Below are 17,929 nucleotides of genomic sequence, written 5' to 3' on the forward strand. Positions count from 1 at the left end.
CACCCACCTCCAACTATTTAGGTAATTTTAGTTTAGTTCCTGGATAAATCCACCATCCATCACTCGATGACTTTCTTCCGTGTTTCTTAGCAGTAGATTCTATCACGTTTTTATTTAATGTGTAGATTTCTTTCCACCTGCTGGAGTCATTAAGCTGTGACTTTGCTATTTTTATTAAGCAGTCACCCTTAACGACTGTATAAGATTTAGCTATAGGTTTTGATGCCCTATGCTTTTTGACTGTTACTGTTGTTTTTTTACTACTGCTTGACGATTTTTTCTTTTTTCGTACAAGCTTTTTGATACCTACATCCTTATACTGTTTTAATGTCAGTTTTACTTCTACATCCATGCCATTTCCTGCATCCTCAGTAAACTGTAGTTCTTCTATGGATACTTTTAGTCTTGTACTTCCAAAATTAATTTTATTCGGTGCCTTACGTACAAATAAAAATGTAAGCGCTTTACCTGATGATTTCCACGCTGTAAGTTTATCCATATAGTATTTTGCCCTGTGGAACGTACCGCTATATATGGCAAAAGGATAACGCTGGTTTGGTATTAACAACTTGTCAATCTGCACTTCCATCAACCCTGCATCTTTTAAAACATTAACCTCACTCTCATTAATGAGGTTGATTGTTTTATTCTGATTCTTTGTCTTTATCACCAGTTTCGATGGAGTGACAGGAAACAACACACCATTTATATACATCTTATACACTGTTGTGTTCCCCCTCTGCCATATTACTCATTTCTTCCTCTAATCTGTTTTTGAGGTGTTCCACTAATCCATCCGCATCAACTCCACTATTGATGTTGTTATGATTAGTCATCTCCACTTTAATCTCAGCAGTAGTGAATCTGTTTATTATGTCACGCTCTGCAATGTCTCTCAGATACTTTAAATCCTCTGATGTAGCTTCTAAGGATTTTGCAGTTTTAGATGTACTATCTGCAGTATCTGCCAAGTTAGGCATGCTGTTTAAAGCGTTTGCATAATCACTAGCTCGTGGGATATCAGTTCTTCCAAACAGATTACCTACATTGAAATTCTGAACAGTTTCATCTACTTTTTCACCGAAACTATAACCTGTATTCCACGCATCATCGTAATTAATGTGTGCATCTATCTGTGGTGCATTCCTGTCTAATGTTATTGCATTGTCATTTTTACCCCACGCAAGAACTGTATCCTGCAATGAGTTAAGTCCACTGGTCCAGTCTGTTCCAAATATGGCATCTATAATCTTTGTGACTACTTTTCCTAATGATAAGAACCAGCTTATTATCTGTCCTATCAAATTTGCCACTGCTCCACCAAAGCTGTCAAAACCGCCATTACATACGTTCAACACCCATTCAATAATGCTGATAAATGGCTGTACAAACGTATTATAAATACTTTGAATGATAGCATTAATTAAACCTATTGCTGTATTCCATATAAATGCACCAGCGGTTGTAATTACTCCACATATCACACCAGTGGCTGATATAGTGCTATTTGTTACCTTGTTAATAGCTGCTACAACCATATATATCACCGCTATCACAGCTATTATGAGAATGAGTATCCATGTGATAGGGCATGCGAGTAATGCAGTATTAAATCCATACTGTGCGGCTGTTGCGGCTGCAGTTGCAGATACTTCCGCACCTGTGGCTGCCGCATGAGCATAAGATGCTATGCACGATGCAACTTTTATAGCGTTACTCATCAGCTCCATTGCATTTGTAACAGCTAAGTAGCCAAGATAAATACCCATAGCCGCCGCCACACCAAGTACCAATGGCTCTAGTATAGACCAGTTATTTTGTACAAATCCAGCCACTGAACCAACCATATCAAAAATATTCAGTGTGATATTTGCTATTATCGCAAGACTGTCTATGGCTGATGTCGTAAACAATTGAAAATCACTACTATTTACCATATCGTTCAGTCTTTGTAGTACAGGCTGGAAAGCCATTATGGCTGTATTCTGCATACTCTGCCATGCCTGCCCCCATGTCATAGGCATTTCTTCAAACTGTCTGTTTATATCATCACTGGCATCAAATATGGCCGCCTTGACAACACTAGCGGATAATTCACCATCCTGCGCCATTTCTCGAATCTTGCCTATTGGAACATCCAAATAGTCTGCAATATTCTGAATCAGGTTAGGAGCCTGCTCAAAAATACTATTTAACTCATCACCACGTAATACACCACTACCTAATGCTTGTGATAACTGCAATTCTGCATTTGCAGCTTCTTGTGTACTAGCACCTGCTATTGTCATCTGCTTCTGTATTAAGTTAGCGAATTGTATTACTTCTGCATTGCTGGAGAATGCATCCTTGGCATTGTTGCCAAACCTAGCGACTACATCCGCCATATCTGAAAAACTACCTCTAGCATCTTGTGCAGATATATACACCATGTTTACAAGATCTTTCGTGGACTGCAATCCATCATTCATCATGTTCAGTCTTGCTGTTGTCTGTGTTAGTTCATCAGACTCTTTCAATGCATTTTTCGCTGTTTGCACTCCAATATATGCACTGGCAAGTCTTAAAACATTTGAAATGAGTCCATTATAACAGTCAGATCCACTTCTAGCAATTTGGTTAAACTCTTCCTGTTTTTGTGTATTATATTGTATTTCTTCCCCTATTCTGATTGCATTTTCTGCCACATCATCATAAGCTTCAGTCGGCATATCAATCCCAACTGCCTGCTGTAAGTCGTACACACTCGATACAGCTGATTCAGTTGCAGTTACGACATTATACATGACAGATGAAAAGCCGTCATGCATCTCGATACCTGTCTGTATCATAGCTTATCACCTGCCCCTCTTAGATTCTCTTTCTAATCTTCTCTGTTCTTTCTTTTCATTTTCAACTCTTATTTGTATTGATGCAATGACAAAGGCCTTTTCCTCTTCACACATCGCATCGAATACACTAGGTAGAATTTTAAGTTTATAAAGGGCATAGTAAGCATAATTTGCTTCACTATCCCCTTCCAAAATTAGTTTTTTGCTTCTTCTACCTTGTCATCCAATGATTTAAATCCTTGGAACTGTTGTACCCATGCACCAAGGTTTTGATATTCCCCTGGATCATCCACCATTGCATAAAGCAGTTCGCTAGGCTCTTTCACACTATAACTGTTTTGCAGTTCTGCATTGTATAAATCAGGATCAACCACAGATGCTATAATCATTTCATTGATGTACTTGGATGTATTTAACTTTGGTCTGAATGCATTAGGTTTACCTGTAATTGGAACATCAATCATACATCTATCTCTGATTGCATCGTGTTCCTGCGATGTAATGTGCTTAAACTCCCATTGTAGCGGATTACCTTGTTCATCAGTTAAGAATTTAGTAACCGCATGCATTTCGTTTTTCTTTGTTACTTTATTCTGTTTCATAAATCTACTAAATTTACTCATTGATTTCCCTCCAAAACATATAAAAAAGACACTCAGCAGAGTGTCTTAAATTAAATTTTTACATACCTGGTAATAGTTTGAATTTATCAGGCATTTCAAAGTTTTCAAATGTTCCATCTACATCTTCATCTAGTGGATCGTCACTGGATGCATCAAATTTGGCTAAAACTCCACCGTCGATGTTACAACCAAGAAATGTGACAGTTTGTTTTCCAGCAGCTGACGTTGGATCTTCATTGGATACCTGAATTTCAAAGTATACATCTGCACCAGTGTTCTTGTAATCTAACATCATCTGTCTATAAATACTAGTGTTATAGTGCATAGTGGCTGACCAAGTACCCTCCCAGCCTGTGGCCTTGTTGCCGGCCCCAGTCTGTCCTAAAATTGGTACTTTTACTTTCTTCTTAGTGAACTTCGCTTCAAACTTAATCAAATTAAACGCATTGTATCTTCTCCCGTTAATAGTTACATAGCATTTAGCTAATTTAGCGCTAATGGAATCACCTGCACTCATTACTACATCTGACATTCGTTATCACCTCTTTCTTACGCTACAATGACAGTCATGTACAATTGTGCCATTGCATTTACTACTGTCACAGGATTGCTTACAACTACAGATTTGTGAGTATTCCCCTGTTCCACGGACAAAGTATCAGGGTTGAAATTCTCGATTGCTCTTAATTTTTCAAGTTCCTGATAATACTTGACTAAATCCAGCCATAAACTTGTCCTGCCATCCGCATCGTTTGGAATGTCACCAAGATACTTATTATTAAATAAAGATGCTACATCAATAGCAATCTGATCCAACACTCTGATAGTCTGATTTGACTTAAAGTCCTCACCTTTTTCATCTGTAACGGTGACTAATGAATTGACATCATCCAACACTCTTACTTCATTGGATGACTTGTGGAATACGAATTCACCAGTTGTCAACGCTGCACTTAACTGTGTTTGCGTATATTTAGTATCAATTTCATATTCACCGTCGTATTTCATATTCTGAATTGTCTTATTAATTTGACATTCAGACTCAGCACCAGTCAACCAGTAAACTGCATTTGCCTCATTAGGGTATGTAGTAACACCATCTGACACAGTAGCATCATCAATACATTTATTCTTAAGATTAATTACACCTTCGTAATCAGCTGCTTTATTATAAATAACAAGCTGGAATTTAGCTCCTACTTCATCTCTCATACGCTTTGTGAAACTAATATAAAGAGTCTTTGTTGTGTCATCAGTAGTAACAACACCGATTGTATTGAAACTGTAAGATTCTATTGCATCCAAATAGGATTGATGTTCTGCACCGGTTACTGTTTTATTTGTACCTCCTGCCAACGCTACTGCGCTAGTCGCTGATAGTGATGCATTCGCTTTAAAGTCCACCCAGTCATTACTCTTTAACTCACTAGCAGATGTTACAGTTTGCGTATCTACCAGTGTAGTATCTAAGTATGTAGACACGTCAAATACATCTTCATCATCCACATTAGTAGTTATAGCAATTCTGATGTCATTCCCCCTAATACCGCCATATTTGGCAGTTGCGAATGTATTTGTTGCCTTAGTACCACCACCGTTAAGCCTGTACGCATGTAAGACTTTACAGTGTAGGAATAAATCTCTAAGACCTTTTAATTTATCATGTGTAAAATCATAACCAAAGATTCTTTTACAGTCTTTTTGGAAGTCCTTCAGTGTTACTGTGAATACTTCATTCTCCTGCCCCCAATCTAATTCCAAAGGCATTGTAGCAACTCCACGATCACCAACGCTTGCAGTTGCTCTATTGGCGGAAATAAAGTTGATATATGCACCAGGAAGAACTTTATTTTGACTTGTAAATGTACCTCCACCTAAAGCCATTTATTTCACCTCTTTCTTTAAGTAATCATTAATCAGCTTTTCAACTTCTGACAAAGAAAAAGAACCATTGTCATCCAACACTGCGTTGACAAGGTCCTTCTTACTTTCATATCTTTTACTGTTTAGAATTTGTTCTTTTGTGAACTTAGTTTCTTTACTCTTTTTATCCAAATTATCACCTCACGATGCTTGTATTAGCTTGTAATGTCCCCATAGATGGACTTTGTTGTACTTGCTTGACAGTAAAGCAGTTGTAATCTACAAAGTAGCTTAAAACGTCTCCTGCGAACTCAGAATGAGTATTACTGCCACGTATCAAATTACCGCTCACTGTTATGTACTCAAGTATGCTGTTTAATTCTTCTGAAACACTGTTACATTCACGTTGCTTATGTAATTTGTCCGCAGGAAAGTATTGAATACAAAACTGATTTGTACTCTTATACCTATTATCCCTAAACAAGTTACTTGATGGGTTGATACACTGAATAAAAAAACAAGGCTCCTGTAAACCCTGTTTGATTTCTTCCGTGTAAATATCATACACGTCAGAATTTTTATTAAAATTAGCATCCAAAGCATTTACTATGCCTTGTATAATCTCATTTATCAATGTATCACATCCTCTAAATAATTTTTAATCTTTCTCTCCAATATTGCAGGAGCCATTCGCCGCAGTTCCTCTTCACTTATTGTCATCATGAACTGGCCTTTTACCCATCCTTTGTGGTTTGCGGTTCTATGTCCATATTCCACATAGCTTGCGTACTCGACTGGATTTACTATCTCAATCTTGTACGTATTACCTTCCTTTGCTATTTCCATTGATTCAGCGTAATCCTTGGCAGATGACTTTTTGTTTGCTGTCCAACCACGTCTTAACGTTCCACCATTTTTACCAGTACTGGATGGATATTGTCCAACTGGTGTACGTTTTACAACTAACCTTAAGAGCCTTGCTGCCAATTCCTTAGTACAGGATTCCACGAATTGTTGTGGGTCCTGTAATTTGTTAAGTTCGTCTCTAAGCTTTTCCATCTGTTTGAAATCAAACTTCCCCATGTTAGCCATTACGACCATCCCCTAAATAGTTCTAGCATAATTTCTTGATGTGTATTGTAAACTGCAGGAACACCGCTTGACTTGTATTCTGTCAAACGGTTCTTTTTATCTAAGACTGAAATCTTACTTCCTGGTTTAATTGTTATATCAGGAGATATAAACAATTTTACACACTGACCAATATTGGCAGCTGATTCTGATTGAACGACTGTTTTTAAACTGCTGAAAGAAATTCTGCACGGCTGTTCTTCCAGTACACATTGCTCTGACATTTCAGTTGTACGTGTATTTTGATTCTTATGTTTACCATACTCATAAACATTACATTTACAATCATACATTGATTCCACGGCCTGTCTTGCTGCTAATAACGCAACTTTCGGAAGTGACATAGTCGTTTCCTCCCTTCGTCAATAAGACTAGAAATAAGGCTATCATGTGTATTTTTACTAGTGTTAAATGTAGTGGAAGTATCTCCCTCTGTAATACTCTTAACAGAAATACATCCGTCCTGTTGACCTGTGCTGACTTTTTCCCGATAAAAATAGCCACATACCATATCAATTTCGATTGGTATGCAGCCATCTGGAATATCTTTTCGGTTGCAGAATGTTTTAATTTCTGTTTCTGTTGATTCTATCAACTCTGTTAGCAAAAATGCATCTGCTTTAACAACTTCACATTGCATCTTAATTAGTTTCAGTACCAACCTTTGCATTAACGTTTCATTCAATTCTGAATTAATAGCTACACACGCATTTACTACATCTGTAACTTTTTCAACTGTTTCCTCGCTTTCATTAGCTAGATAGTTCATATCATCACCTATCCAATCTTATGACGAATTTCCACCATACGGATTTGTTTGTCCTCATAAACCTTGTTCCAGTTACGTGCATTTTCAAGTTCTGACCTCAATGGTGTCTCAACCTTTTCACGAACAGCACCAGTATAAGCCACTCCACGTGGATGCAAGATATAAGCTTTACGGTTGATAAGATAGTCTATACCTCCACCAGTCTGCTTATCTCTATCAATTTCAACAGCAACGTGTCCCTCTGGACTTCCATTACCGTAAGCAAAAGCACCATTGCCAAACAGATATGTACTATATACACCATTGCTAACAGGACATCCATCATCTACAATTACTCGTCTTCCCTGGTATGTTTCAAACTCTACATCTGTGCTATCTCTTTCTGTTTCAATAAGATTTCTCTTCTTTAAGTAAGACTTTGTTGCACTGTGCATCATAACACCAGTTAAAGTGCTTTGAGCATCACCAAGCTTTTGGCATCCATCAATAAAAGCATCTGCGCAAATAAGCTGGTCTGACGCATTTGCTTCTGTTGAAATATCCAGGATGTGATTTGCAAGTGGAGATACGCTATTTCCTACACCAGCAGTTGTTGTTGCAGCCGCTGCTACAAGTGTACCGTCGGTTGTTTGCACAACTGAAATTGTAGGTTGTGCTCCATCTCCTGCAACTACTTGAGTAAGAGTAATTACATTTGATGTTACGGTAACTGTAAATACCCCAGAGTACTGCTCCTCTAAAAGAGTTTTTAAAGCAGATGCCTGAGTACTGTTTGTAGAACCTACAGCAATTGTTCGACTTGCTGCACTTGTATCATCGGCAATTGTGTATTCTACTTCATCAACTGTAATTTTATCTCCTATTGCTCCCTTAGTGCTAATTGTAATTGTATAAACACCTATTGTTCCACCAGTGGATGTGTCGTAAGAACCAAAGATACCTTTCAGTACCGCAACAAGCTCTTTTTGATGATCTCTAGCCCAAAATCCAGCGGCTAAGTCACCTATTGCCATCATCGGATCTTTTCCTGCAAGTGCGGCGGATAAGTTACTAGCCCCCCACATTTTCTGACGTAAGATTGTAGTTGATACATCCTTATTGGAACCAATCTTTGCAGCAGTCATTTTAACATCTTCTAATGTAGGTTCTGAATCTCCTGTTAAATCCTCGAAGAACGGCATATTATGTGTTCTTGCCGCTTCACTTGCTAATGCATTGAAGGTATCATTTGTTGCTACGATACCACTAGAAAACATTGCAGATAGTTCCATAGTTCGTTGGATAACATAAGGTTCGAACAGCTCTGGAACGATTACATCACTAATTCTTGTAATTGGCATAAATTACACTCTCCTTTTTTAAATATTTAATTTTAATGTTACACCAGCTGCGGCTGCCATTTCTTTGGCTTGCGCTGGATTTTCTTTTAATAACTTGCCCTGCTCTGTAAGATTAAAAGAATCTTTCGCAAAGGGATTTTTTACATTACCGCCACCATTTCCACCTGCTGGGTCATAGTGTTGATTAGAAGTTCCAAACAGATGAGCCATTGTCTTATCTTCACGGTAAGGCTTGATGGAGTCCTCTACTCCGATAGGCTTGTTATCTTTGTCGAAGTTAAACTTATCCAGTCCCCCATGCTTGAAAATAAGATAGTCAGGATCCGTTACACCTGCTTTGCTTAACTGTTCTTTCAGCGCATAGGTCTTAGTTGTGTTCAGTGCTTCTGATTGAATTTTTTCTAAATCTGCATTTGCTGTATCAAGCTTCCCTTGCAACTCTGTAATAGTATTCTGAAGCTTTTGATTGTCCTTATTACCGTTTTTAAGAGTTTCAATAGTCTTATTTAACTCTGTAATCTGTCCGGTAAGATTTGTTTTCTCCGCTTCTAGCGAATCATACTTGCCTTTTCCAACATACTCACCAGTTCCAAGGTTGGCAATCTTAATTTGCTTATCCTTGTTTTCTGACTTGCTATTGTAGGCATTCACAGCTGTTTCAAACTGCTTATACAGCTCTTCTCCTAATATTTCTTTTAAAAACTCCATAATTCTCTCCTTCAGCTACGTTTTTAATCGTGGTTTCTTCCACTGCAAGCGGTGTTTTAATCACTACCCGCAAGTGAAAATTAGTTTAAACGTCATTTCGGACAAAAAAAAAATTTATCATCCTTCCTTAAGAAATTTTTCTTTCCACTCTTTATACTTCATATTTGAATGTACTTCATAAGTTTTTCCATCAGAACCCTTTGCAGCACGAGTGCCAACTAAATCAAACTCGTCATCAAAGAATGGTACAGTAGTAGAACGACACCAGACATGAAACGGTGGAGCTGTTACACCGACTTGCCATTGCGACATCGGAAAGTGTTGACCGTCCATGCTCTGACAGATATCTGAGGTATGGCTATCCAAGGTTGCCACAACCTCAAATTGTTCAACCCCTAAATCTGAAAAACAATCCTTTTGAGCTACAGACGAGAAAAACGCTGATTCCGTCATAACTAAACGTCCAGCGTTCTTTTTACTAACATCTAACTTTTTACTTATAGCATCAATTGCCTTTCCTGGTTCTCTGCCAAGAATATAGTTCTGTGTAAGCTGGTTTTGTAGCTCATTAATCAACTTAGTTTTGTTACTCCATATTCTATCCGAGAAGTTCTTCCCATCCACTGCCCAAGGCTTGTGTATAAGTAAATCGACCTTGTTTGGATCAATCTTTGTGAACTCAAATCCAATACCTGCTCCCTTTTGAATCTCGAAAACCGATTTATAGTAGGCTTCTGAGTATGACTGTTTTAAGAAGTCTGTTACTCCACCTTCGTAAAGTGTACTTAAAAGCTCACAATGCTGTTCAATTGCGATTTTTGAAGCTTCCAAGTATGAAATATGATGCCTTGCGGATGCATTTTCTAGCTGCTTCATCCAAGCACCATCAACAGCATTATCTTCACCAGCTTGAATGTATCTGTCAACATCCCATTTAAACTCTTCAAGCTCATTTTTCTTAAGAAGTTTTCTAGCAGCATACAAGCTAATATCGTTATTGTCTGCTAATCTCATGTACCATTTTTCAATATCCATTGTGATATCATTCTTGGCACGTCTAAATATTTCTTGCAAGTCGTTATAATACTTCTGAGAATTTACATAGCTATCATTCTCCAATTGTACGAACCGTTCTTTCCAGTAAGCAGATTCTTTACTCATTCAACATCCTCCTGCTTTGGTGGAACATTCCCATTGTAAGGGTCAAACTTCTTTTCCTGTTCTTCCTCTTCCTGTTTCAGATACTCTAATTCCTTATCTGCATCTTCTACCAGAGGATGATTCTTAAGTATTGTACGTTTACTAACAATTCCAACACTATCTTTGCAAATTTGAGCCTGTTCAGTGTCATTCTTTATACAAGTGCGGGTCCAAGTTTGGATTATAGTCTTGCATTCAATTCCTTTATACTTGCATATAGCTCTTACCAATTCAGCAAATCCCAACTGAAATTCAGTTTGCATAAGACCGACTTTCATTTCGAGTAAACTGTACATGAACTTAAGAGCTTCACCCGATTGATTTCCGAAGCTTTCTGGCTGAGGATCAAACCCTTGCCCCTGCTCGAAAATTGCTTTCCTGGTTGCTTCAAGTATGGTTTTTCTAGCTTCAATTGGAATCTCAATTGAAAGAGTGCTAACACCAGCGTTTTCCTCGTCACCATCAACTTTTATTGTTTTGTATTTCTTAAGGTCTTTCAAAAAGTCACTCAGTTCAGTTCCTCCATAACCAGAAAGTATAAAAATCAATTCTTGGATATCATCTAAATCATTGATAAATCCAGAGTACACCTTATCATAAACGTCAATAAGGTGTTTGATATTCTTTAAATCATTGGTACCAATATTATTATTCATGAACGGTATAAACGGAACTCTTCCTAAGTTGTGCTTATACTCTGATGTATCAGAGTTATCCGCTGAATCTGAAAACATATTGTAAAATTCAAGCGTATCAAGTTCATTTATTCGTTTGAACGCTTGACACTCTGTTTCGCTCCAATACTCATATACCGTGTAGCTGGCACTGTCTGTTTCGTCAATTTCATTGTAAACCCTTAACACTCCAACAAGTGTTTTCTTAAGCTTCTTTGACCAAACAGGTATAATCTGCTTACTGTCAACAACTGCCCACTCAAATCCTTCATCACCTTGCCAATAATGAACCCAAGCAATTGAAGCATTAGAAGCATTAATACACAGCTCCATACAATTTTTTGCGTATTCATCACCAAGACACTCAGCAACTGTTTTATTTGCAGCAGTATTTCCAACATCAAAAATTGGAGGTGCCGTGAATGCGTAAGATGCTTTTTGATTCACTATCAGTCCATGAAAGTTCCTTGGAATTCTGTTATCTGCATTCCTCAATGGGTTTCCATCTTCATCCTCTTTCTTTTTTTGAAATAGGACATCTGTTTCATTTCTGTAATATCTCTCAGCTGTCATTGCTGCGTTTACAAAATCCATATGTCCTGATTCATATTTTTTTATTAGTTTTTTTATAACATCTAAATCCACTTTATCACCTCGCTTATTTCATTATTGCAATTCCTGCAGGTTTTCTTATAACTGTATAACAAAAATACCTTACCGCATCCATTGCATGGTCAAGTGTTTTTATTGGCTTATCCTCGCCTTTTTCACTAGCCTTTAAGTCCCATGTATAAGAAGAGAATTCTTTTAGTGTATTTGTGCACTGATTAGAAAATGCAATCAAATTACGATTAAGCAATGTTCCGACGTATCTAATTCCATCAAGTACATCGTTCTTTGCTTTTTTAATCTTGAACCCATTCTTCTTTAACAATGCAATAAAGCTTGCTGCAGATGGGTCAATAACTATCTTTCTTGGATTTATTCCTCCAAGCCAATCTTTCAAGTCCTCTAAGTACTCCTGGTCTGTTTTCTGCTTATCTTCATCACGGCCAGAGTAATAATACTCTTTAATGCAACACCAAACACCGTCTGACCTTTTCCGCCAGAGCAAGAACACTGTAGCATTCTGTGTACCATAGTCACAGCTTACATAGTATTCATCTAGCATGTTTGAAAACACATTGCAAACATGCTTTGCTGAATCAAACATATCGTATATGATTCCCTCAGCAACTACCCACAGTCCTAAAATAAAGCGCTTGTAGAATACACCGGTGTACATGCTCCTGTATCTTTCCTTTATCTTCTCAGAAAGAGACAGGTTATCATCCATTGTAAAGTGCAGGTATAACAGTTTTTTTTCAGCTGCCTTATCAATCCAGTTTAGCTTGAACCAATGCATTGGTCCGTCTGGATTGCAATTGAACCAGAATTTACTTCCGTCAACCGAACAACGTCCGGTTGCTTGGTTCACGAATGACTCAGGCATCAAAGCGACCTCATCGAAGAATACCCCCGCAAGCGTGATACCCTGTATAAGGTCTTGGCTTCTCTCGTCTTTTCCACCAAACATATAAAAATAGTTAGTCACGTTACCACGGCTAACTTCTAACAAATTATCTGCTCTATGGTCTTTGAATGTGTATCCTCTGCTCTTCAACATCAGTTTCAACCAGAACAGAACATTCCTTCGGAAACTTCCTATGGTCTTTCCACACATACCGAAGTTCTGTCCATTAAAACAACACATTGCCCACATAACGAACGAAAGGGACATACAAACCGTTTTACCCGATCTGATTGCCCCATCTGCAATAATGCCATCTTGATTTCTGACTGGTGATGCTGGACACCACCAGGTAAGAACTTGTTTCTGCTTCTTACTAAAAGGCTTGAACTTAAAGCATTTCTGCTTTACTACGTTCTTTACCTTTTTCTTAGCTCTCTCCCTGACTGCTTTAATTCTTTCATCAATGCTTTTTAAGTCAATCCGCATCACCTCCTAACATAAAGTAACCTATTTTTACATGTTCTATTTCAATGCTTGGATAACACATGAAACTCTTTTCAATCATGTTTAGCATGTATTCTATGCTACATGGCAATATATTTTTATTATTCATACGACAACCTCCAATTTATTCATCTTCACAAAGAGTAAGCATCAATTGATTTCTATAACTTGGTTCAAAATCGCATCCTTTTCCTGCTGCTGGATCGTAGTGTACTAGACATCTGCCGCTAATGCAATGCATCCACGCACATCTATATTCCATTGTTGCCATCGTTATCATCTTTCCACACATCTCCTGCAGTAGCGTTCAGGCATTCCAAGAAGCCATCATCTTCCTGTTCTGATGGAACATCATCTTTCTGGCTTAGTTCAATCTTAAGCATTTCAAGCTCAAGCTTCTTGGATGCAAATTCATCTTTTCTTCTATCAGATGGAAACAGTTCAAAGAACTTTGTAAGCCAATTTATTGCTTGCTGCTTATCCTGTAAAACAACGCTCATTCCGCCTTTTGAATCAACCTTGACTTCTTTTATAAGCTGAGTATCAGTATTCTTTGAATTTTCAAGCAATACACAATCTCCATCAAATCTAGCATAGTTACCCATGTCAGAAAATGCAATTCGCATCTGCAAATCAACTATATCGCTTGCATCTGCAACTATATTTTGACGCTTGATTTCTTTCAACCTGTCTATCTCAGTCTTAACACATGGTTTTACAAGCATCTTGTAACCTTCCGCATTAGCTGTATTGTAACAAGATCCAAACGCATTTATATAGCTTTGAGTTGCATTAAACGTTTTTATGTAATACAAGCAAAACAGCTTTTCCTTTTCAGTTAAGTCAGAATTGCTCATTGTTTCCTTTGTTCCGTCGCTCACTTTTTTCGAACGTTCGTTTTTCTTATTCTGAACGTTCGCAATAACAGTGTTTGGATCTGCATCCCATTTACCCTCACACTTCCATCGACGAATTGTCCCTTCTGGCTTACTGAGCTGCTTGGCTATATCAATCAATTGCTTTCCAGCCTTATACATTTGTCTTGCTTCTTCCTTTAATGGATTTTGTTTCCTAGCCATCTTTCTCAGCTCCTTCCGTGACATACATTTAAAACAACATAGGTTGACCTGACGTATTAAAGTATATATATATAATAATTATTGTCACTATATATATTAATATAGTGTTTTTTCTTGCAATAAAAAAAGTACCAACTTTTAACTGCTGGTACTTTTCGGCTAGATGATTAATCGTATCACTCTTTTATAGTAACACATTGTTTTGTATATGTGTGAACATGTTTGTCTAATATCGTACATTTGCATACATTTTATGTTGTATCAAATATGTTAAGTTGACCTGCGCTATCCAATAATAATTTATAACCAGCAATCGCAAGGAATAAAATCTGCTATCTGGTATTGGTTATTTTCCCATTCTTCCTTGTTCATGAAGTTCTTTTCAAGTTCTTCTAATTTTGTGTCCTTAAAAACAGTATATCCAGTTTCATTTTCTGCTTGTTTAGCAAGTTCGAACTGTTCTGGATAAAACTTATATACTTGATAGAAGTATTCTTTCCCTCCCTTGAAGCAAGGAATACAATTATTATGCTTTAGAGCCTTGTATGCATTTGGCAGTTGAAGCTTCCATTCTTCTGTAATGAACTTCTTTATTTCTTCGCTTGAAATACAGCTTTCTGCAATTGGAAATCTGATTTTTCTTCCATGCTTTTGTGCTCTTGCATATGCCTTTTGTACCCTACTAGGTTCATCAGCTCCAAAGCCAACATATTCTATGTACTCTTCTCCCATTCGTTCCAAGTATTTATAATACTGCTCCTTCATTTCTTGCTTTAACCTCTGTGTACAAAACGGTATAAAGTTTCCTGGAATTGCTCCTCTATCCTGTATTAGCTGCCAGATAGTTCTTCCATCCCCCCATATTGTAATAGGCAATTTCAATTTTCTACCTACCTGACACATGAAGCGATATATATCCCTGTCCTCACTCCACGTTGGTGTATTTAATAACACAATGTCCCTCAGTCCTTCCTTGCCTAACTCATTTTTTACCATATGAGCAACATATGCACTTGCTACTCCTCCGCTAAATAAAACTACATGTTTCATACCAACTACACACCAACTTTCATATAAGATTCAACAGCATACTTATTCTTGCTTTTTGCCCAACTTTCTGACTTGTCAAATTGGTTCCCAACCTCTGACCAGTTCAATTCATCTTTGTATCTTAAGCGTACTATTTCAGAAAGCTCGTCATCTTCCATGAGATATATTTTATTTTCGATTTCAGCAATATGTTCAATTGTCTTTTTTCTCCTGTTCTCAATCTCTTCTTTTGTTATTATATAATCGCTTAAGTCTGAGTTTTTCCCACTACCATGCGGCATATCATCAATTTGTTGTGTTTTAGCAGAACTTATCTTTTGTTCCAATTCTTTTATATTTTCCAACAACCTTTTACTTCTTAGTACAAGCTTAGGATAACTTTTAAGTTCTCTCAAAGCATCTCTATATTCCATCAAGCCACCTCCTAAGCAAAACGAATCTGTCCGTTCGGTTCTTCTATGCTTTTAACATTCCCCCTCTGATACTCCTTTATGAACTCAACCAGAACTGGCTTGTTTTGAACACAGTCAGCGAATGTTGTTCCGTCAACTACTTCGAAAACATTCTTCGTTCCATCATATCTAACGTTTACATTAAGCAGGTAATAGCACTGTACAATCTCTTTAAGGCTTCCATCGTAAATGTGTTTCATAGCTGTTTTAACTGCAAATGCAGCACCATTTTTCATCTGGTGGAAGTAAATTTTCTCACCAGTCACTGCATTGTGAGAAATAAGTTCCCAACTCTTGAAATTATCAATAAACTCTGTTCTCAGCTTGTTATTAGTTAATGTTTCCAACATTAATACCATCCTCCATCCATTGATTTAATGTTAATTGCTCATAAATATCATAGTTATACCAAATAACCTCTTTACGTTTTAACCCATGTTCAGCAGTAGCATCGTATGTTACTTTATTCCAACCTTTAAGATAAAAATCGTACATATCATGTTGATATCCACTGATTAGAATTTTTGCTTTGCTATCAACTATTGTTTCTAGCAATCTTACATGATCTGAATCTGACATTTCATGCCTGTACTGCTTTCTAGTTCTTGTAGAAAGCACGTAAGGAGGATCTAAATTCATGAATACGTTTGAATAGTTAAACCTCTTAATCAATTCAATCGCATCCATGTTTTCAATCTGTACCATCTTTAATCTTGCAGTTACCTCTTCTATCAATTGTGGTACCTGATTGAAGTGTTCTACACAGTAAGCTTTCTCTCTTCCTTGAACATCGTTTTTCCACCCACTCTTTTCCGTAACTCTGAATCCATGTGACTGCAGACTTTTAACTAAGAGCAGTCTAGCTCTTTCAATCGGATCATCTGTTTCTATCAGAAAAGCATTGTTGTACTCTTCTCTGCTATAAGGTGTAAACTTAATTACATGTTTCAAATCGTCTGGCCGTTCTCTAATAACTTTGAATAGATTTACAATCTCATTATCTAAATCGTTAATTGTTTCTATGTGAGAACGCTTCTTTGTAAAAAGCACTGCTCCACTTCCAAAGAACGGTTCCAGGTAACTTTTATGCGGTGGAATCATTCCAACTATTCGATTGGCTAGATTCCACTTGCTGCCTGGATATCTAAGTATACTTTTCATCACTCACCAACCTTAAATCCTTTAATTTCAGTTTCTGGAGTAAAACCAGTAACTTTTTTTTCTATCAGAACGGGCTTGTCTCCACGTTCAGCACGTTCAACTTCCTCTAGGTACTGGCAAACTGCAAGAACAAGCTTTTCAGTCAGCAAGTCATTTCCAGTACGTTCTACTACTGAATTGCAATCAGACATTAGCATCATCCATATCATTTCAGACTGTAAATCTTTGCTTATATAGTTACTAAGTATCTTTTTAGTAGTTTCAAAGCTCCATTCTATCTGTTTTGGATTACTTCTTTTCATTCTTGCAATTTACACCCCTTTTATATTGCGATATTGTTTAAAAGTGACATTTTTTTAGTTGTCGGTGACAGTTTTTAAACTATCGGTGACAGTTAAGTGACAATTTTCAAAATTGCTGTAAGCCTTATATATCAAGGCTTTCATAGTTTAGGTGACAAAGTGACAGTTTTTTGAGAGTATACCTATACGCGAGTAAAAAAATATTTTAAATATTCATTTTTTTAGTATGATTTATATAGGTATATTGTTTTTGCTGTCACTTTTGTCACCTCGGCTTGAAAAATCTCTGTAAGCCTTGCAAACACTAGATTTCTTGCAGTGACGGAAAATTGTCACCGCCTGTAAGCTTTTTAAGATAATTAGTTTGATTCTCAATAGTCTCTAAATGAGTACAACAATTCTTTTCAAGGCATCTGATAATCTCTATCAGTTCAGATTTTTTCATATTCAGAAGCATACTATCCGAGTATGTGTTTACTCCATCACCAATTCCCATATTTTCACCCTCTCATTTCTTCAAGCATCTTAATCCAATCATCAATAGTAAATTGCTTAATTTCATTTTTGCTTCTTGCTTCTTTATTAACTTCTGTTTCAACTTTTCCAATAATTTTTGATAGTAAATTCAAAGCACACCGCATATTTTCATCTGGATTTTCATGGTAGAATTTTACCATTGCTCTCCATGCATTTTTAAAGCTTTCAATTACTTTGTTTGCTTCCACTTTTTTC

26 protein-coding genes are annotated in these 17,929 nt (G+C 37.1%); all 26 read right to left on the bottom strand.

The window, feature by feature from the left end; translation table 11 throughout:
* Window positions 1–13 precede the first annotated feature (13 nt).
* Entirely contained in the window at window positions 14–724 is a 711-nt protein-coding gene (locus tag BMY85_RS01340) for a LysM peptidoglycan-binding domain-containing protein (RefSeq protein WP_092475316.1), read from the bottom strand.
* Window positions 717–2,828, bottom strand: a complete 2,112-nt coding sequence (locus BMY85_RS01345; RefSeq protein ID WP_092475319.1) for a tape measure protein — start codon at window positions 2,826–2,828, stop codon at window positions 717–719. Before BMY85_RS01345 ends, BMY85_RS01340 begins: the two co-directional genes overlap by 8 nt.
* Before the next feature lie 6 nt (window positions 2,829–2,834).
* A complete protein-coding gene (locus BMY85_RS01350) occupies window positions 2,835–3,020 on the bottom strand; it encodes a hypothetical protein (RefSeq protein ID WP_092475322.1) in 186 nt (61 codons plus the stop codon).
* 2 nt (window positions 3,021–3,022) lie between these two features.
* Window positions 3,023–3,451 carry a phage tail assembly chaperone gene (locus tag BMY85_RS01355; protein ID WP_092475325.1) on the bottom strand — a complete coding sequence of 143 codons (429 nt, stop codon included), beginning with the start codon at window positions 3,449–3,451 and terminating at the stop codon, window positions 3,023–3,025.
* A 58-nt stretch (window positions 3,452–3,509) separates the two neighbouring features.
* Window positions 3,510–3,983 (bottom strand): phage tail tube protein, encoded by a 474-nt coding sequence (locus BMY85_RS01360; RefSeq protein ID WP_092475328.1) that lies wholly within the window; start codon window positions 3,981–3,983, stop codon window positions 3,510–3,512.
* Window positions 3,984–4,000: 17 nt separating this feature from the next.
* Entirely contained in the window at window positions 4,001–5,335 is a 1,335-nt protein-coding gene (locus BMY85_RS01365; RefSeq protein ID WP_092475330.1) for a phage tail sheath family protein, read from the bottom strand.
* Window positions 5,336–5,506 carry a hypothetical protein gene (locus BMY85_RS15420; RefSeq protein ID WP_092475333.1) on the bottom strand — a complete coding sequence of 57 codons (171 nt, stop codon included), beginning with the start codon at window positions 5,504–5,506 and terminating at the stop codon, window positions 5,336–5,338.
* Between the two features lie 4 nt (window positions 5,507–5,510).
* On the bottom strand, window positions 5,511–5,948 hold the full coding sequence (locus BMY85_RS16230; protein WP_334292350.1) for a phage tail terminator family protein: 438 nt from the start codon (window positions 5,946–5,948) through the stop codon (window positions 5,511–5,513).
* Window positions 5,945–6,406 (bottom strand): HK97 gp10 family phage protein, encoded by a 462-nt coding sequence (locus BMY85_RS01380; protein WP_092475336.1) that lies wholly within the window; start codon window positions 6,404–6,406, stop codon window positions 5,945–5,947. The genes BMY85_RS16230 and BMY85_RS01380 overlap by 4 nt, the downstream gene beginning before the upstream one ends.
* On the bottom strand, window positions 6,406–6,789 hold the full coding sequence (locus BMY85_RS01385; RefSeq protein WP_092475345.1) for a hypothetical protein: 384 nt from the start codon (window positions 6,787–6,789) through the stop codon (window positions 6,406–6,408). Before BMY85_RS01385 ends, BMY85_RS01380 begins: the two co-directional genes overlap by 1 nt.
* On the bottom strand, window positions 6,762–7,214 hold the full coding sequence (locus BMY85_RS01390) for a head-tail connector protein (protein ID WP_092475354.1): 453 nt from the start codon (window positions 7,212–7,214) through the stop codon (window positions 6,762–6,764). The genes BMY85_RS01385 and BMY85_RS01390 overlap by 28 nt, the downstream gene beginning before the upstream one ends.
* 8 nt (window positions 7,215–7,222) lie before the next feature.
* Window positions 7,223–8,554 carry a hypothetical protein gene (locus BMY85_RS15425; RefSeq protein WP_177180568.1) on the bottom strand — a complete coding sequence of 444 codons (1,332 nt, stop codon included), beginning with the start codon at window positions 8,552–8,554 and terminating at the stop codon, window positions 7,223–7,225.
* Between the two features lie 18 nt (window positions 8,555–8,572).
* The gene (locus tag BMY85_RS01400; RefSeq protein ID WP_092475357.1) at window positions 8,573–9,262 is read right to left on the bottom strand and encodes a phage scaffolding protein; all 690 of its coding nucleotides are present in this window, start codon (window positions 9,260–9,262) and stop codon (window positions 8,573–8,575) included.
* A 117-nt stretch (window positions 9,263–9,379) separates the two neighbouring features.
* Window positions 9,380–10,423, bottom strand: a complete 1,044-nt coding sequence (locus BMY85_RS01405; protein ID WP_092475358.1) for a minor capsid protein — start codon at window positions 10,421–10,423, stop codon at window positions 9,380–9,382.
* The gene (locus BMY85_RS01410) at window positions 10,420–11,781 is read right to left on the bottom strand and encodes a phage portal protein (protein ID WP_092475359.1); all 1,362 of its coding nucleotides are present in this window, start codon (window positions 11,779–11,781) and stop codon (window positions 10,420–10,422) included. Before BMY85_RS01410 ends, BMY85_RS01405 begins: the two co-directional genes overlap by 4 nt.
* A 13-nt stretch (window positions 11,782–11,794) precedes the next feature.
* On the bottom strand, window positions 11,795–13,135 hold the full coding sequence (locus tag BMY85_RS01415; RefSeq protein ID WP_092475360.1) for a PBSX family phage terminase large subunit: 1,341 nt from the start codon (window positions 13,133–13,135) through the stop codon (window positions 11,795–11,797).
* Window positions 13,125–13,262, bottom strand: a complete 138-nt coding sequence (locus BMY85_RS15430; RefSeq protein ID WP_177180569.1) for a hypothetical protein — start codon at window positions 13,260–13,262, stop codon at window positions 13,125–13,127. The genes BMY85_RS01415 and BMY85_RS15430 overlap by 11 nt, the downstream gene beginning before the upstream one ends.
* A gap of 15 nt (window positions 13,263–13,277) precedes the next feature.
* Complete coding sequence (locus tag BMY85_RS15435; RefSeq protein WP_177180570.1) at window positions 13,278–13,424, bottom strand: hypothetical protein; 147 nt, start codon at window positions 13,422–13,424, stop codon at window positions 13,278–13,280.
* Window positions 13,405–14,232 (bottom strand): terminase small subunit, encoded by an 828-nt coding sequence (locus BMY85_RS01420; protein WP_177180571.1) that lies wholly within the window; start codon window positions 14,230–14,232, stop codon window positions 13,405–13,407. Before BMY85_RS01420 ends, BMY85_RS15435 begins: the two co-directional genes overlap by 20 nt.
* A gap of 300 nt (window positions 14,233–14,532) precedes the next feature.
* The gene (locus BMY85_RS01425; protein ID WP_092475362.1) at window positions 14,533–15,282 is read right to left on the bottom strand and encodes a hypothetical protein; all 750 of its coding nucleotides are present in this window, start codon (window positions 15,280–15,282) and stop codon (window positions 14,533–14,535) included.
* 5 nt (window positions 15,283–15,287) lie between these two features.
* Entirely contained in the window at window positions 15,288–15,695 is a 408-nt protein-coding gene (locus BMY85_RS01430) for a hypothetical protein (protein WP_092475369.1), read from the bottom strand.
* A gap of 11 nt (window positions 15,696–15,706) precedes the next feature.
* Window positions 15,707–16,084 carry a hypothetical protein gene (locus BMY85_RS01435; RefSeq protein WP_092475372.1) on the bottom strand — a complete coding sequence of 126 codons (378 nt, stop codon included), beginning with the start codon at window positions 16,082–16,084 and terminating at the stop codon, window positions 15,707–15,709.
* Window positions 16,065–16,895: a DNA adenine methylase gene (locus BMY85_RS01440; RefSeq protein WP_092475375.1), complete on the bottom strand. Its 831-nt coding sequence runs from the start codon at window positions 16,893–16,895 to the stop codon at window positions 16,065–16,067. Before BMY85_RS01440 ends, BMY85_RS01435 begins: the two co-directional genes overlap by 20 nt.
* Entirely contained in the window at window positions 16,895–17,197 is a 303-nt protein-coding gene (locus BMY85_RS01445; RefSeq protein WP_092475378.1) for a hypothetical protein, read from the bottom strand. The genes BMY85_RS01440 and BMY85_RS01445 overlap by 1 nt, the downstream gene beginning before the upstream one ends.
* A gap of 304 nt (window positions 17,198–17,501) precedes the next feature.
* Window positions 17,502–17,693 (bottom strand): hypothetical protein, encoded by a 192-nt coding sequence (locus tag BMY85_RS01450; protein ID WP_092475394.1) that lies wholly within the window; start codon window positions 17,691–17,693, stop codon window positions 17,502–17,504.
* A gap of 4 nt (window positions 17,694–17,697) precedes the next feature.
* Entirely contained in the window at window positions 17,698–17,922 is a 225-nt protein-coding gene (locus BMY85_RS01455; protein ID WP_092475397.1) for a hypothetical protein, read from the bottom strand.
* Between the last annotated feature and the right edge of the window lie 7 nt (window positions 17,923–17,929).

It is taken from the genome of [Clostridium] polysaccharolyticum, assembly GCF_900111595.1.
Lineage (GTDB): Bacteria > Bacillota > Clostridia > Lachnospirales > Lachnospiraceae > Clostridium_AI > Clostridium_AI polysaccharolyticum.

Excerpts from the sequence above, each read along its gene's own strand:
- BMY85_RS01415 (WP_092475360.1), bottom strand. The coding sequence starts at position 13,135 with ATGCGGATTGACTTAAAAAGCATTGATGAAAGAATTAAAGCAGTCAGG.
- BMY85_RS01390 (WP_092475354.1), bottom strand. The coding sequence starts at position 7,214 with ATGAACTATCTAGCTAATGAAAGCGAGGAAACAGTTGAAAAAGTTACA.
- BMY85_RS01345 (WP_092475319.1), bottom strand. The coding sequence starts at position 2,828 with ATGATACAGACAGGTATCGAGATGCATGACGGCTTTTCATCTGTCATG.
- BMY85_RS01440 (WP_092475375.1), bottom strand. The coding sequence starts at position 16,895 with ATGAAAAGTATACTTAGATATCCAGGCAGCAAGTGGAATCTAGCCAAT.
- BMY85_RS01400 (WP_092475357.1), bottom strand. The coding sequence starts at position 9,262 with ATGGAGTTTTTAAAAGAAATATTAGGAGAAGAGCTGTATAAGCAGTTT.
- BMY85_RS01435 (WP_092475372.1), bottom strand. The coding sequence starts at position 16,084 with ATGTTGGAAACATTAACTAATAACAAGCTGAGAACAGAGTTTATTGAT.
- BMY85_RS01445 (WP_092475378.1), bottom strand. The coding sequence starts at position 17,197 with ATGAAAAGAAGTAATCCAAAACAGATAGAATGGAGCTTTGAAACTACT.
- BMY85_RS15435 (WP_177180570.1), bottom strand. The coding sequence starts at position 13,424 with ATGGCAACAATGGAATATAGATGTGCGTGGATGCATTGCATTAGCGGC.
- BMY85_RS01405 (WP_092475358.1), bottom strand. The coding sequence starts at position 10,423 with ATGAGTAAAGAATCTGCTTACTGGAAAGAACGGTTCGTACAATTGGAG.
- BMY85_RS15425 (WP_177180568.1), bottom strand. The coding sequence starts at position 8,554 with ATGCCAATTACAAGAATTAGTGATGTAATCGTTCCAGAGCTGTTCGAA.
- BMY85_RS01355 (WP_092475325.1), bottom strand. The coding sequence starts at position 3,451 with ATGAGTAAATTTAGTAGATTTATGAAACAGAATAAAGTAACAAAGAAA.
- BMY85_RS01365 (WP_092475330.1), bottom strand. The coding sequence starts at position 5,335 with ATGGCTTTAGGTGGAGGTACATTTACAAGTCAAAATAAAGTTCTTCCT.
- BMY85_RS01430 (WP_092475369.1), bottom strand. The coding sequence starts at position 15,695 with ATGGAATATAGAGATGCTTTGAGAGAACTTAAAAGTTATCCTAAGCTT.
- BMY85_RS15430 (WP_177180569.1), bottom strand. The coding sequence starts at position 13,262 with ATGAATAATAAAAATATATTGCCATGTAGCATAGAATACATGCTAAAC.
- BMY85_RS01450 (WP_092475394.1), bottom strand. The coding sequence starts at position 17,693 with ATGGGAATTGGTGATGGAGTAAACACATACTCGGATAGTATGCTTCTG.
- BMY85_RS01360 (WP_092475328.1), bottom strand. The coding sequence starts at position 3,983 with ATGTCAGATGTAGTAATGAGTGCAGGTGATTCCATTAGCGCTAAATTA.
- BMY85_RS01385 (WP_092475345.1), bottom strand. The coding sequence starts at position 6,789 with ATGTCACTTCCGAAAGTTGCGTTATTAGCAGCAAGACAGGCCGTGGAA.
- BMY85_RS01420 (WP_177180571.1), bottom strand. The coding sequence starts at position 14,232 with ATGGCTAGGAAACAAAATCCATTAAAGGAAGAAGCAAGACAAATGTAT.
- BMY85_RS01425 (WP_092475362.1), bottom strand. The coding sequence starts at position 15,282 with ATGAAACATGTAGTTTTATTTAGCGGAGGAGTAGCAAGTGCATATGTT.
- BMY85_RS01380 (WP_092475336.1), bottom strand. The coding sequence starts at position 6,406 with ATGGCTAACATGGGGAAGTTTGATTTCAAACAGATGGAAAAGCTTAGA.